The organism is Halomonas alkalicola (genome assembly GCF_030704205.1).
Taxonomy (GTDB): Bacteria; Pseudomonadota; Gammaproteobacteria; order Pseudomonadales; family Halomonadaceae; genus Halomonas; species Halomonas alkalicola.
This window is the reverse complement of the sequence record NZ_CP131913.1, coordinates 3,069,732-3,083,520: the sequence shown is the minus strand read 5'-3', so window position 1 is coordinate 3,083,520 and position 13,789 is coordinate 3,069,732. Positions and strand designations below refer to the sequence as shown.

13 protein-coding genes and 2 pseudogenes are annotated in these 13,789 nt (G+C 60.9%); 8 read left to right on the top strand and 7 right to left on the bottom strand.

The annotated features are described in order from the left end of the window. Positions 1 to 141: 141 nt before the first annotated feature. Positions 142 to 543 (top strand): type VII toxin-antitoxin system MntA family adenylyltransferase antitoxin, encoded by a 402-nt coding sequence (mntA, locus tag B6N23_RS14520; RefSeq protein WP_305500155.1) that lies wholly within the window; start codon positions 142 to 144, stop codon positions 541 to 543. Between the two features lie 19 nt (positions 544 to 562). After that, positions 563 to 970, top strand: coding sequence for a type VII toxin-antitoxin system HepT family RNase toxin (gene hepT, locus B6N23_RS14515; protein WP_169958953.1), 408 nt, complete (start codon positions 563 to 565; stop codon positions 968 to 970). A 28-nt stretch (positions 971 to 998) separates the two neighbouring features. Here hepT and B6N23_RS14510 read toward each other — a convergent pair whose 3' ends face one another. Both B6N23_RS14510 and B6N23_RS14505 read right to left on the bottom strand, forming a co-directional pair. After that, a complete protein-coding gene (locus tag B6N23_RS14510) occupies positions 999 to 1,190 on the bottom strand; it encodes a hypothetical protein (protein ID WP_305500152.1) in 192 nt (63 codons plus the stop codon). A 54-nt stretch (positions 1,191 to 1,244) separates the two neighbouring features. Beyond that, a complete protein-coding gene (locus B6N23_RS14505; RefSeq protein ID WP_305500150.1) occupies positions 1,245 to 1,529 on the bottom strand; it encodes a hypothetical protein in 285 nt (94 codons plus the stop codon). Positions 1,530 to 1,959: 430 nt separating this feature from the next. Here B6N23_RS14505 and B6N23_RS14500 point away from each other — a divergent pair. From B6N23_RS14500 to B6N23_RS14490, 3 genes and pseudogenes are all read left to right on the top strand, one after another. Continuing rightward, positions 1,960 to 2,653 (top strand): annotated as a pseudogene (locus tag B6N23_RS14500) (IS630 family transposase); the annotation flags it as partial. Between the two features lie 2 nt (positions 2,654 to 2,655). Continuing rightward, the gene (locus B6N23_RS14495; protein ID WP_305500148.1) at positions 2,656 to 3,912 is read left to right on the top strand and encodes an ISL3 family transposase; all 1,257 of its coding nucleotides are present in this window, start codon (positions 2,656 to 2,658) and stop codon (positions 3,910 to 3,912) included. Continuing rightward, positions 3,867 to 4,331, top strand: a pseudogene (locus tag B6N23_RS14490) (IS630 family transposase); the annotation flags it as partial. The gene B6N23_RS14495 and the pseudogene B6N23_RS14490, both read left to right, overlap by 46 nt. 27 nt (positions 4,332 to 4,358) lie before the next feature. Here the strand turns inward: B6N23_RS14490 and B6N23_RS14485 are convergent. The 3 genes from B6N23_RS14485 to B6N23_RS14475 all read right to left on the bottom strand — a co-directional run bounded on the left by B6N23_RS14485 (position 4,359) and on the right by B6N23_RS14475 (position 7,875). After that, complete coding sequence (locus tag B6N23_RS14485; RefSeq protein ID WP_305500146.1) at positions 4,359 to 5,291, bottom strand: flagellin; 933 nt, start codon at positions 5,289 to 5,291, stop codon at positions 4,359 to 4,361. Between the two features lie 118 nt (positions 5,292 to 5,409). Beyond that, the gene (locus tag B6N23_RS14480; RefSeq protein ID WP_305500144.1) at positions 5,410 to 6,771 is read right to left on the bottom strand and encodes an IS1380 family transposase; all 1,362 of its coding nucleotides are present in this window, start codon (positions 6,769 to 6,771) and stop codon (positions 5,410 to 5,412) included. Positions 6,772 to 6,858: 87 nt separating this feature from the next. Next, entirely contained in the window at positions 6,859 to 7,875 is a 1,017-nt protein-coding gene (locus B6N23_RS14475) for a flagellin N-terminal helical domain-containing protein (RefSeq protein WP_305500142.1), read from the bottom strand. 198 nt (positions 7,876 to 8,073) lie between these two features. Here B6N23_RS14475 and B6N23_RS14470 point away from each other — a divergent pair. Continuing rightward, positions 8,074 to 8,825, top strand: a protein-coding gene (locus tag B6N23_RS14470; RefSeq protein ID WP_371317400.1) for an IS5 family transposase whose coding sequence is annotated in 2 segments (ribosomal slippage) — positions 8,074 to 8,397 and positions 8,400 to 8,825 — 750 coding nt in all. Because the reading frame shifts where the segments join, the coding sequence is not laid out codon by codon here. 184 nt (positions 8,826 to 9,009) lie between these two features. On the opposite strand, the gene B6N23_RS14465 is transcribed toward B6N23_RS14470, so the two are convergent. After that, positions 9,010 to 10,329 (bottom strand): IS1380 family transposase, encoded by a 1,320-nt coding sequence (locus tag B6N23_RS14465; RefSeq protein WP_305500135.1) that lies wholly within the window; start codon positions 10,327 to 10,329, stop codon positions 9,010 to 9,012. Positions 10,330 to 10,708: 379 nt separating this feature from the next. Between B6N23_RS14465 and B6N23_RS14460 the strand changes: the two genes are divergently transcribed. Next, positions 10,709 to 10,999: a helix-turn-helix domain-containing protein gene (locus B6N23_RS14460; protein WP_439649825.1), complete on the top strand. Its 291-nt coding sequence runs from the start codon at positions 10,709 to 10,711 to the stop codon at positions 10,997 to 10,999. Next, the gene (locus B6N23_RS14455) at positions 10,992 to 12,290 is read left to right on the top strand and encodes a type II toxin-antitoxin system HipA family toxin (RefSeq protein ID WP_305500133.1); all 1,299 of its coding nucleotides are present in this window, start codon (positions 10,992 to 10,994) and stop codon (positions 12,288 to 12,290) included. Before B6N23_RS14460 ends, B6N23_RS14455 begins: the two co-directional genes overlap by 8 nt. A gap of 61 nt (positions 12,291 to 12,351) precedes the next feature. Here B6N23_RS14455 and fliD read toward each other — a convergent pair whose 3' ends face one another. Next, positions 12,352 to 13,755 carry a flagellar filament capping protein FliD gene (gene fliD / locus B6N23_RS14450; protein WP_305500130.1) on the bottom strand — a complete coding sequence of 468 codons (1,404 nt, stop codon included), beginning with the start codon at positions 13,753 to 13,755 and terminating at the stop codon, positions 12,352 to 12,354. Positions 13,756 to 13,789 lie beyond the last annotated feature (34 nt).

Sequence of the window (13,789 nt, the reverse complement as noted above, 5' to 3'; positions counted from 1 at the left end):
TGCCCCCAGAAATTTCGCGGCATGCCCCAGGCACCTGCTCAGATCAGAGTCCATTGGTGCGTACCAGCGGCGATTATAGATTCACTTCGCCGAATGCTAGACTGCCGCAAGCTTCCTCAGCCGATTGCCAAGGCAGGACCCATGCAGGATTCCACCGCCATCCAGAACGCTCTGGCCGACCTGGCGTCTCGCAGCAACGCGATTGCCGTGCTGTGGCTCTATGGCTCGCGGGCCAAGGGCACCGCGACGCCAGCTAGCGACTTTGATCTGGCCGTCGCCTTCCGGGAATTCGAGAAAGACCCGCTGGAGCGGCGCTTGCGCCCCGAGCTACTGGCGCAGGCCTGGCAGGATGCCCTGGGCCTGGCGGAGGATCAGCTCTCGATGGTGGACATCAACCTCGCGCCGCTGCCCCTGGCGCATGTCATCATCCGCACCGGGCGCGTGCTTCAGGCCAACGATCGCCTGCGGCTGATTCGAGAGGAACAGCGAATCGGCTCGATGTGGGAGATCGACCACCTTTACCACCAGCGCCATTTCGCCTGATCGACCGAGCCGACCTCCTATGGAACGCGAATATATCGACGCCATGCGGGAGCACCTGGCCACCCTCGCCGAGGAGCTGGAGCAGCTCTCACAAGCCGCCACGCAGCCGAGCGGGCTGAGCCCGCTGCTCTATCGTGCCGCCGAGCGCAACCTGCAGCTGCTGACCGAGGCCTGTATCGGCATCGCCAAGCAGCGCCTGAAGGCACTGGGGCAGGCCGTGCCCAGCGAGGCAAGGCAGGCCTTCGCCAAGCTGCACCGCCTCGGCCATGACGACAGCGGCACCCCCTGGAACAAGGTCATCGGCCTGCGCAACGCCCTGGTGCATGACTACCTGAACCTGGACGCCGGCATCGTCGAGAGCGTGATCCGCCAGCGCGACTACCAGCGGCTGCTGGACTTCGCCGAGACACAGCTTCGGGCTGGCTAACAGGGAAAGCAGGCAGGCCTCTCCCCCATCAGCCCAACATCGCCATCACATGCTCACGTTGCTGCTTCACGGCACCGTCCAGAATATCGAGTAGCTTTTCGTAGTCCCCCGGCATCTGTTCATCCATACCGGTGGCCTCGAAGCGGTCGATGGTGCGCTGGGTATCGTCGATGACGACCTGTAGCTCATCGATCACCTGCTGATATTCGTCAGGCTTCATAGCGACCTCATAACATCAGCTGCACTCTGCCCAGAACCGATTCCTACCAGGCGGCTAATGGTAGTCGTCCAGATGACGGCAGACTTTCTCGCCGAGAAGCAGGAAAAGCGCTACGATCACGGCAATGCCCAGTCGCAAGGCTCCAGTGCCATAGGCTGCATTACCCACCATCGGCGCATACTGCAAGGCCTCGAAAAAGAGATAGATTCCCGCTACAACACACAGCACCGCGACGACACGAAATGCATTCGCCAGTGTCAAAGGCCCGGATGGAATAAACGTATCGGGCGGCTCTACCCGGGCCTGAGAATCATCCGATTGGCTATCGTTAGATCGCATAAGCCGTTTCCTCCTTTTTCATCATTGAAACTCATGAGTCAACGCGAATCTATTTGTCAAAAACTAAAAAAAACATCTCCGTCAATTTTTAAATTAGATCAACAACCGATCGATTTTTAACTAAAAAAAATACTCTAAATTAAACTGATAGCCGCATTCTAGGCATCGACAATTATTAAGAATTTTTTTATTAACTATATGGCCCGCAGCAGCTCCTGAAGTTGCACCGACAGCACCCCCAGCAAGTGCACCAGCAATAGCGCCTGCGATAGTACCTATCGCGACACCCGCAGCCACACCAACAGGGCCGCCAAATACACCTACTGCTGCTCCTGCCTTGCCTCCAGCCGCGGCTCCTGCCACAGATGTAAGTGCCTAACTGAAAGTTTTCGTGCATAATGTACGTAGGATAACTGACACGGACGGAACCATGGCAAGGCGCTTCGTTGCACCTCTCACTGAGTCTGAGCAGCAGACGCTGTCCTCCGCCTATCACCATGGTGAGAAGCGCGCCCTACGTCGACGTGCGCATGCCGTCTTGCTGAGCGATCAAGGTCATACCATCGCTCAGATCTGTGAGATATTGCAGGTCCGCCGCGATGCCGTATCTCGATGGCTCAAACAGTGGGAGGTAGCAGGGCTTGATGGGCTGATCGACAAGCCGCGCAGTGGCCGCACGCCGGCCTTGGATGACGACGACCACCATCGGCTGCAGGAACTTGTCGCCGAACAGCCCCACCAGCTCCGCTCCTTGCATGCCCGCTTTCAGGAAGAGACCGGGAAAAACATCAGCATGGTGACGCTCCGCAGGGCGCTGAAAAAAAAATAGGCTCAGCTTCAAGCGTATTCGGCATTCACTGAAGGCACGGCGCGACGAAACGGATTTCCGCAACACTCAAGGCCTTCTCAAGGTGCTTCAGGAGCGGGAAGACCTGGGTGAGCACGAGCTCTATTACTTCGATGAGTCGGGCTTTTCGCAGTCGTCACCGGTTCCATACGCGTGGAGTCCCATTGGGCAGCCCTTTGAGATGACCGCCTACTCCCATAGGGCTCTTCGTCGTTGGGTGTGGAATTCGCCCCCTGAGCTGGGCCAGGATATGACCTCCACGACGACAGGAGGCATGGCATGGACGGCACCCAGATTCTGACCCTCGGCCTGGGCCTGGAAGCGCCCTGGATCCTCAAGGACCAGCACCTGGATACCTCCGTATCGCCCCACCGGTTGGACCTCTACGTCGAGGCCGAGCGCGGCAGCCTCTACCCCTGCCCTGAGTGCGGTGAGGCCTGTCCGGCTCACGACTTCTCCAACAAGACCTGGCGGCATCTGAACTTCTTCCAGCATCACTGCCACCTGCACGCCCGCGTGCCCCGCACCAAGTGCCCGGAGCATGGCGTCAAGCGCATCGAGGTGCCCTGGGCCCGGCCAGGCAGCGACTTCACCCTGTTGTTCGAGCAAGCCGCCATGTCGCTGGTCAAGGAAATGCCGGTACTGGCCGTCTCCCGGCAGCTGGAGATCTCCGACAAGCGGCTGTGGCGCATCGTGCACCACTACGTCGGCCGCATGCTGGGGGAACTGGATTTGAGCAATGTGGCCACCGTCGGCGTCGATGAAACCGCATCCCGACGCGGCCAGCGCTACGTCACTGTGTTCCTCGACATGCAGCGCAAGCAGGAGCCGGTGATCTTCGCCGTCCCAGGCCACGGCAAGGACACCATCAAGGCCTTCAGCGCCTTCCTGGCGGCCCATGGCGGCGATCCGGACAACGTGGTCGAGGTCGTCTGCGACATGTCACAAGCCTTCCTCAGCGGCGTGGCCGAGCACCTTCCCAAGGCCGAGGTTACGGGCGACTGGTTCCATATCGTGCAGACCTTCACTAAGCGGCTGGACGAAGTGCGCAAGAAGGAGCGCCGGGAGCAGGGGCACCCCAAGTCGCTGCGCTGGGCTCTGCTGAAGAGCTTGGAAAACGAGAACCTGACGCCCAAGCAGCTGGCGGCGCTCCAGGAACTGGTGGCCGACCAGAGCGCCACGTCCGATGCCTGGGTGATCAAGGAGAAGCTGCGCTGGATCCAGAAGGCCCCGACGCCGCGAGCGGCTCGGTGGCGTATCACGAACTACCTCAAGGTCATGAAGGCGGCGGTCTCGGAGAAGCCTCTCCTGAAGCCGATGGGGAAGGCCCTGGCGACGCTGGAGCGGCACGCCGACGCGGTAGTCAGGCGGTGGATCTCGGGACTGACCAACGCACGACTGGAAGGGATGAACGGCTTGTTCCAGGCGGCTCGGTCACGCGCACGCGGCTACCGGAACGAGGCCAACTTCATCGCCATGATCTACCTGATTGGCAGCCCGGTGGGCCGCCTGTTCGATCAGGCCAAATCCACATGAAACGACGAAGAACCTCCCATAGCCGAAGGTTGAACGTACTGGGGTTCCTCAGCCGAGCCGGGAAGCTGGTCTACCATACCTCCACGGAGCCGGTGACTACCGAGACAGTCATCGAAGCATTTGATCAATTTGTGGCCCAGAAAGATCCCGATACCTTCGCCATCGTGGTGCTCGACAATGCCAGCATGCATCGCTCCAAGGCCTTCAGAAGGAAGATTATGGAGTGGATGTCGCATCGTGTGCATCTGGTCTACCTATCGGCTTACTCGCCGGAGCTTAACCTGATAGAGATTCTGTGGCGGCAGATGAAGTACGCATGGCTACCGTTGAGTGCCTATCTCTCATTTGACCACCTCAGCAAGGAGGTCTGTCGCCTACTCGACGGCTACGGGTCTGAGCGCACGATAAATTTTGAATAGCCACTTACCACTGGCCTACCTAACTCATTAACCCAGCAGAGACAGCACGTTCTGCGGGATCTGGTTTGCCTGTGCCAGTACGGAAGTACCAGCCTGCTGCAGGATCTGCGCCCGGGTCATGTTGGCCACTTCCACCGCGTAGTCAGCGTCCTCAATGCGCGAACGAGCAGCAGCGAGGTTGGTCTCGTTGGTGCTCAGGTTGGTGATAGCGTCTTCGAAGCGGTTCTGCACGGCACCCAGTTCGGAGCGAAGGGTATCAACCTTGCTCAGAGCATCGTCAAGGGCACGCAGAGGGTCAACATTGACAGTGTCAGCCCCTTTACTGACAACGCCATCACTGTCGATAGTAGCGCTATGGAACGTGGTGTTGCCATTGGCGTCTTCGCCTTTGATGACATAGTCCCCAGTACCGTTTCCATCTGCATTCAGAATCTGATGCAGCGTTTCACCTTCAGCGAGACCGTCAAGATCAACAGTCACAGTATCGCCAGTCCTGACTTGACTAACAGGGTCATCCGAGGCATTAGAGGCGTTGAGGGCGGGGGTATCTGAACTCCAGCTCACTTCACCATTAGTGTTAACTGTTGCGGCATAAAAGTTGCCATCATCGGCCTCTACAGCATAACCACTCGGGGTATCAGAGTGCTCAAACACAGCAACTGCGGCAGGCACATCTGCCGGGTTAATTTCATTGCCATAGATATTGACGCTGCTGCCAACAGCTTCTGTCTGTGCAGTCACTTCAGCAGCAGCAGCGGTATTTACGTTTGATTCACTGACCTGCACGAGGTTCTCATAGTTAACATCGACTGTGTAGGTCCAGTTATCAGGGTTAGGATCAGTAGTACCTGAATCCGTGAAGCCGGCGCCGACACTTTCCCTATCACCGCCAGCGAGCACTTTTTGATCATTCGCCCCGTGCAAGTTGGCTTTCGCAAGCCCGTTATTGCCAAAACCCACCGTGCTGATCGGTGCTGACGGCCCGTTTTGTCATGCCTTTCCACCCGCCAGGCACGACATATCTGGCGATCGCGTGTCGCCTGGAACTGCTTGTGGATAGAGTGTCGCCGATTGACGGTCAGCATGGCGTTCCTCGTGGATAACGCAGTCGGCTCCGCAGCGTCTTGAGCACCGTCATGCGCCCGATGTCCTGCCCGAAGTCGAGGATGATCTGCCGCGCCTTGTGAATCACGAGCGCCGCACGATGCACCAGCTCTTGTAGCACGGTGCGGATCCGGCGCCGCTTAGCGGGATGGCGCACCGGGCTCAGCTCGCCGGTCATGCCCAGCTGCCCCATCAGCCGCAGGATGTTGTAGGCCAGCTGGGCGAGGTGCAGGATCAGATCGTTGGTGGCGAACTTGCCCGACGGCAGCCGCTCCAGGTCGAGATCGGTCTTGATCTCACTGTGGAATTGCTCGTGGGTGGCATGCGCCTGGTAGCGTTTGATCACCGCCTCCGGCGCCTCGTCCAGGCTGGTCCACCAGCCTTCCAACTCATAGTCCGGTTCGAGCAGCAACTGGCCATCGCGATCGGCGGTGCGCTCTACCAGGCGCATCACGCGTTGGACGACGTATTCGGTCTTGTTGTCGTCGTGGATCGAGACGGTCTGCGGCCACAGCGCCTGGCGCTTGCCAGGACGCAGCTCTTCCCAGTAGTCCGCCGCCACAGCCAACCAGGTATCCTGATCCGCCGTGGCCGAGCCGCGCGGGTTCCATTTGACGACATAGTCGAGCCGGCGCCCCTCGTCGGCAAAGACCTGGCGTTGCTGTTCGAGAAGCGCCAGGTGCGCCTGGCTGTCGAAGCCGCTGTCCTCGCGTAACAGGATCGGTTGCTTGGTCAGGCCTTGGGCGCGAGGCAGTACCCGCTCCAGGAAGGCGTTGCTCTCCTTCATGGTGTGCTGCTTGCCAGGCCGCAGTTCCAGACCCAGGCACCACCCTTCGTTGCCCAGATAGGCGGCGATCGGGGTGTAGCCATCGACCTTCTGGTAGGTCCGCGAGACGCCTTCCTTCTTCGAGTTGCTGTTGTCCATGACGAAGGTGTCGATGTCCAGGCAGACGTGCGTCGTCTCGGCGGTGATCGGTGCTTCGATCAGTGACAGCAGGGTCGTGGACCAGGTGGCGGTGCGCGCCTGCAGGTCGTTGGCGGCAAGTTTCTCCAGCCGCTGTCGCAACGTCGCCGCGCTCGGCACCTTCTGCAGGGTCAGCAGTTGTTGGAAGGGCTTGTCGCGGCGGAAGTTCTCGACAGCGTCATAGTCGCTCATGCCCAGACACAGCAGGCCCAGGTAGCTCTTGATCACGTCACTGGTGCGCATGCCCAGCGTGGTGGGGAAGCGGCCGTCGATGCTGTCGACGCCAGCGATCTCGAAGCATTGCCCGATGATGGACAGCCCGGCGTGGCTGGTGAGGGTGCGGCGACTGGCGCGGAACTTTATGTTGGGCATGGCACTGTCTGGGTGAATGGCGATAATGGCTATATTGCCATGCAGGTCAGTGGGTTAGAAGTGCTTCCGGGGGCCAGTCTCACGGATTCAGGTAGTAGTAAAGGTCAGGTCGACAGCGTAGTAGTTGCCATCATTACCAAGCGCTGCGTATTCCTCTCCTGCCACATCGTTACGCAGGAATAGCGCACCCGGCTGGATCTCGAAAGTAGTCGTACCGTCGGCCAAGGTCCCTGCAGTACCGCTGCTATTGAGGGTGCCCTGATTACCAGCGATCTTGATCGGAAGATCAGTGATCTCTTGGCTAGTATCAACATCAGCAGCATCGACTGCAGCTGAGGAGGAATCCCACACCCACTCCTCAGTAACGGCATTCCGCTCCAGATTATAGTACTGACCATCTTCAGCACGGGCGACAAGATCACCGGTGCCATCGTTCTTGGCAAACACGGCGTCCAGAGTGTCTGCAGGGCCAGCAGCAGGAGTAAAGCTATTCGCTTGCAGCTGGGCGTCGATGGTTTTATCTACAGTACCAGCATCTGCAATAGCATCGCTGAGATTTTCGCTGCTTACCGTCGGCTTAGTGATATCAAATGAAGAAAGCCCAAGAGTACTAGCGTTGATGGTCTGAAGATTTACGCTAATCACTTCACCATCGTTAGCACCAACTTGAATTTGAAGGCCTTGATTAGTATTGAGAACTTCCACACCATTGAAGTTGGTTTCGCCAGAAATACGGTCAATCTCGCTAAGGCGCTGGCCGATTTCGTCCTGAATGGACTTCAGATCATCTTCAGAGTTGGTTGCGTTCTGGGCCTGAACGGACAGCTCACGAATACGCTGCAGGTTGTCGTTAACCTGATTCAGCGAACCTTCAGCAGTCTGCGCCAGCGAGATACCGTCGTTGGCGTTACGCTGCGCCTGAGCCAGACCAGTGATCTGAGCGGTCATGCGGTTGGCGATGGCCTGACCTGCCGCATCATCCTTGGCACTGTTGATACGCAGGCCCGAGGACAACCTCTCCATGCTGGTCTGCAAAGCATTTTGCGACTTGTTCAGATTGGATTGGCCAATCATGGAGGTGGTGTTGGTATTGATCACGGACATGTGATGTTCCTTCCTAACGTGGGGGGCTCCATTGGCGGGCCCGCTGCGATTGGTCTTTCAAGGCCCAGCGGGCCTGCCACAACGGCGCCGGTGGCCGTTACTCTCTATAACGGCGGCCCCGGGGAAACCTTTAGGGTGCGTTAACAATTGCCGATGGAGATCGGGCTGATTTAGAATATCAGCATTTTTCGGTGATCTATGCCTCGGCTAATGCTACGTGATGACCAATGGGAGCGCATCGAGCACATGCTCCCCGGCAAAGCTTCAGATCGCGGGGTGACGGCCAAGGACAATCGCTTGTTCGTGGAAGCCGTCCTGTGGATCGCCCGGACAGGCGCTCCCTGGCGTGATCTGCCCGACGCCTTCGGTCGCTGGCACACTGTCTACATGCGCTATAACCGGTGGTCTAAGAAGGGGGTCTGGCAGCAGGTTATCGACACATTAGCCGATGATCCCGACATGGAGCAGCTGATGATAGATGGCAGTATCGTCAAAGTTCATCAGCATGGGGCGGCAAAAAAACGGCTCAGAGCACCGAAGCCATGGGGAAATCGCGTGGGGGATTGAGCACCAAGATCCACGCGGCGGTCGATGCCCTCGGCAACCCGGTACGGCTAATCCTCACACCGGGCCAAGCGTCTGAGTACGGAGCCGCCCCAGCGTTACTGGCGGGCTTTTCTCCAGCGGCGGTGCTTGGCGACAAGGGGTATGATTCCACCGCTTTGAGGGACATCATTCGAGCGGTGGGCGCCGAGCCGGTGATTCCGCCGAGAAAGAATCGCTTGGAATGCCCCGAGATAGATTGGCACTGTTACAAGGATCGCAACCTGGTAGAAAGGTTCTTCCAGAAAATCAAGCAGTTCAGGCGGCTGGCAACACGCTATGAGCGACTGGCGAGAAACTACCAGTCGCTACTCAACCTTGTATCCGCCGTCATATGGCTGGCCTAATTGTTAACGCTCCCTAGCCCGGATGTTGCACCGGGCCGACCAGACGCTCTCAGGTTTCAGGCCCGGAGAGTGTGATCCCTCTCCGGGCCTGAAATTGGCTATATATTGATCAAATTGCTGAGTTCAGGACGCACTGCCCCCAACCCCCATGTGTTTTCTGTGCCGGGGACAGCACGCCGCGGCGCTATCCCGGCACCAGCTTGCTGGCCAGCTTCAGGAAAAGGTCCTGCTCCGGGTACTGGCTGCTCAACATCAGCCGAATCGTGCGCGTGTTGCGGGTGATGACAGCGCCGATCTTCAGCAGCTTCAGGCGGATGGTATTGACCTGGGCTTGGGCGAAGGCGGTGCGCTTAAGGTAAATCCGACGCAGCCGCTCCAGGAGCAGGTAGGCCAGCCCCGAGAGCAGCAGTCGGTACTGATTGGGCCACCATTGGTGGCAGCTGGTGCGGTCTGAGAACAGGAGCTGCTGCTCCTTGATGCGGTTCTCCATCTCGCCTCGGGCGCAGTAGCGGTGGTCGTAGAGCCACTCTGCGCTGCAGCCGCGCAGGTTGGTCACCACGTAGCGGGTGTTGAAGCCACGCCAACTGGTCTCGGATTTGACGACCACCTTTCGTCGGCGCTTCTTCCAGCTCTTGGCGGCGTACTCGATGAAGCCGAAGACTCGCTGCTTCTCACGGGTCTTCTCGAAGCGGATAGCTGACTCGTAGTCGATATCCAGGGCTAGCTTGGCCAGCCGCGGGTTGCCGGCAAGGCCGACGATGTAGTCGACACCGTGGCGCTCGCACCAACTGAGGATCAGCGGGCGGCAGAAGCCGCTGTCGCCGCGGAATACGACCTTTACCTCAGGCCACGCCTGGCGCAGCCGCCGAACCAGCAGGGCAAGAATGGCGCCGGCGTGGTGGGCGGCATCTCGGTAGGCCGGGCGAAGGTAGCTGACCAGCAGCTGATCGCCACAGAACACGAACAGCGGCAGAAAGATGTAGTGGTTGTAGTAGCCGTTGAAGTGCCGCCCGAGCTGCTGGCCGTGCACCCGGTCGTCGGTGGCATCGAAGTCGAGGTAGAGCGGCTTCTTGGGTGGCCGCCGGAACGAGCGGATGAACTGCTCGATCATTTCCTCGTGGATGGTGACCGCCCAGTCCCGATCGGCTTGCTGCTCGAAGCGACACAGCGTGGACTGGCTGGCCAGCACGCCGTCGGTATCGACGGCGGTCTGCAGGGCGATGTCGTGACGCAGCGCCTGGTGGTCGTTGAGATCCTCGTAGCCCAGCGCCAGGCCAAACACGCGCTGCCGAACCAGGGTTTCGGTGCGATGCAGGCAGCGTTGAGGATCGCGGTCATCACTCAGCCGGCGAGCGATAGCGCGGGTCAGGCCCATCTCGCGGTCGAGCTGCCGCAGCAGCAGGATGCCACCGTCAGAGGTGACCTCGCCGCCATCGAAGCTGGCGGTGATCTGACGGCCTTTGCAGCGTGGAAAGGTGGCGGTGGGCGTGGTACATTTTGTCATGGCGGCTGTGTGTCGGCTGATTCTTGGTTAGGCTCTTGAATTATAACCGATTTTCAGCCGCTTTTTTCATGCCTGGTGCAATATTCGGGCTAGGCCCGTGGCGAAATAATTTGTGACATTTGCCTTGACAGTGCGTAACAAAAGGTAAATCTGGCCTGTAGATAACCCGGAAAGGCCAGCGCCCGGCGGAGCCGGGCGCTGCGGGGAAGGAGGGACTGGTGATGAAGGGGCTGGAAAGCCGAAGAGCCGCCCTGGCCGTTCCCGCTTCAGTTGCCGGCAGCCAGCTGCCGGCCAACCAGGCGCAAGGCTATTCCACCTGGATATCATGATGTCTAAAGCAATCAATTTTCTGCTAAAATAGACATCATGATGCCCCACGATGGATTCATTGATGCGTCTCTCTCTCCTCACCGCCAGCGACACCCAGCACGATCTTGCCAAGGCTGTGCGCCGCCACCGGCGCGAGCTGAAGCTTTCGCGTAGCGCCCTGGCAGAGCGCAGCGGGGTACCGGCCCCAACGATCAAGCGGTTTGAAACCACCGGGCAGATTTCCCTGCGCCAGTTCCTGCTGCTGTGGCAGTGCGTGGATCGACTGGAGCGAATAGCGGCGCTGGCAGCGCCAACGCCGAAGGCGCCACGCAGCATCGAAGAGGTGCTGCGCGATGAGTGAGTTCACGCCCGTGCGGCAGCTGGAAGTGTGGCGCTGCCTCGGCGACGGCCGCCAGGTTGCCGTGGGCCGGCTGGCGCAGAATCGCCAGGGCGTGTTCTTTCAGTATGACGACGCCTATTGCCAGGCCTTCCACAACCTCGCGCCGTTTCAGCTGGCATTCGACACCCGGCTGCAGGCCGCGCCACGCACCCCGCATCGGGGGCTGCATGGTCTCTTCGCCGACTCGCTGCCGGACGGCTGGGGCATGATGCTGATGGATCGCCTGTTTCGCCAGCACGGCATCTCGCCTCATGACGTGACGCCGATGGATCGGCTGGCCTTTGTGGGCGAGCACGGCATGGGGGCCTTACGCTACTACCCGGTATCGGCGCTTGGCGCTGGCAGCGACGCCGCCCCCGAGTGCAGCCTGGGCGAGTTGGGCGAACAGGCCCGCCGGCTCTTCGAGGGCCAGACCGACACCGTACTGGCCACCCTGGCACAGGCCGGAAGCTCGGGCGGGGCCCGCCCCAAGGTGCAGGTGTATCTCTCCCCGGAGACTCCCGACCGGGCCAGCACCCACCCCCGCACAGGGCTGGAACCCTGGCTGGTCAAGTTCACCTCCGGCACGCTGGCACTGGGGCATGAAGAAGGGCTATGCGAGGCTGCCTATCTGACTCTTGCCCAGCGTAGCGGCATCGAAACGCCGAGCTGGAAGCTGATCACGCCGCCCGAAGGTTCCCCGGCGCTTGGGTGGCTGGCACTGCGGCGCTTCGACTGCAGCGCCAGCTCCAGCGAACGGGGCCGGTATCACATGAGCAGCGCCTGCGCACTGCTGGATGCCGATTTTCGCCTCCCCTCTCTGGATTACGGGGATCTGATCAAGGCCGGCCAGGTACTCTGCGCCAGCCCTGCCGTCGGCAGGCAGCTGTTTCGTCGCGCCCTCTTCAACCTGTTCGCCTGCAACCAGGACGATCACAGCAAGAACTGGGCGTTCCTTCTGGATGACGAGGGCCAATGGCGCCCCTCGCCCGGCTACGACCTGACCTTCAGCCCGAGCCCCTATGGTGAACACGCCACGGCGTTCAAGGGGTATGGCAAGGCCCCACCGCTCAAGGCCGTTCAGGCGCTGGCCGATCAGGCCGGTTTTGCCCGCTGGCGCGAGGCAAGAGAGACGATCGAGGAGGTCGTGACGGCGATCGGCGACTGGGACTCAACCGCCAAGGCGCTTGGCGTCAGCGCCGGGGTGCGCCGGGAAATACAGCGGCGGCTGAACGCCACTCTCGAGGAGAACCGCCCGCTGTGGCGCGGCTGAGGGGCGGGACTTGCCCGCCTTGGCCACCGGCGCCAAGGCGGGGCTCTGGATCACGGCGCCGCTACCGCTTCCTGGGGTTGCCCAGATCGGCCAGCATATCGAACTGCTGGGTGAGGTAGGCGCTGGTCTGGTTCATCTGGGCGATCATCGAATCCAGCTGGCCGAACTGCACCCGGTAGCGGTCGATGGTGCGCTCGATGGAGACCTCCATGCGCGCATAGCGCTCGCCGATGCTCTTGACCCGGCTCTCGGCCCCGCTGATGGAACGCTTGACGATGCCGTTGCCGTCCAGCAGCTGGCCCAGGGTGGTGTTGAGCTGCCCGGCGAGGCCACCCTTGCTGTCGGCGCCGGCGAAGAACTCGCCCAGGGCGGCCATGTTCCCGCTGGTGAGCTCGTTGAGCTTGGCGTCGTCGAGCTTCAGGGTGCCGTCGCGCTGCAGGGTGATCCCCGCCTGGCTCAGGGTGCGCAGCTCCCCTTCCCCCACTCCGCCGGAAAGCACGCCGCGCAGCCGCGCCTCGATGGTGCGCACTGCGCTGTCGCCGTTGAGCTCGCCGGCCTGGCCGGTCTCGGCATTGAAGGAGGTGAGCTTGCCGATGGTGCCCTTGAGCTCGTTGAACGCCTTTACAAAGCCCTGCACCGCCTCGCGAGCCTTGAGGGTGTCCTGCTCCACCCGGAGGGTCATAGGCTGCCCCGCCTCGGTGGTCTGCTCCAGATTGAGGGTCACGCCCTGGATGGCGCCCTCTACCTTATTGGTGGCGCTGGTGATGCTGATGCCGTTGACGTTGATGCTCGCGTCGCGACCTGCGCGCAGGGTATCGGCATCCGCCTCAAGGGTGGCACTGCCGAACGTGAGGCCAGTCAGCGAGGCGTCGGCGCCGGTCTCCTTGCTCGCCAGCGCCAGGCGGTAGCCATTGCCGTCGTTGACGATCGACGCTGACACACCGGCCTTCTCGTCGGCGTTGATGGCGTCCCGCAGGTCCTCGAGAGACCAGCCCGCCTCGATCTGGATCTCCACGCTGCGCAGCGGCGCGGCGGAATCATCCAGCTCGCCGTCGGCATCGAAGGTGGCGCCGAAGTTCAGCGTCAGGGTATCGGCCGCGGTGAACAGCTCGCCATCCCGCGTGGTGGCCGCCGTGGTGGCCAGGGTGCCGGCGGTGGCCAGCTGAGCCACCTCTACGTTGTAGCTACCGGGCTGGGCCGCCTTGCTGGTGGTGGCGGTGAAGGCGTCGCCGCGCACGTTGGCGGAGAGGCTTTGAAATAGCGAGGCGTCGTTGAGCTTGGCCACGCTGTCCTGGAACTTGGTGAGCGACGACTGCAACTGGCCGAAGGCGGAGATCTTCGCCTGCTGCTGCTCCTCCTGTGCCTGCAGAGGAGCGAGCTTGCCGCGCTCCGCGTCGCGCAGCTGATCGAGCAGACCGGAAAGGTCCAGGCCAGAGCCAACGCCGAGGGCCGTGATGGTTGACATGGAAGTTCCTCAGTAGGCGCGCGATGCGCGGGTG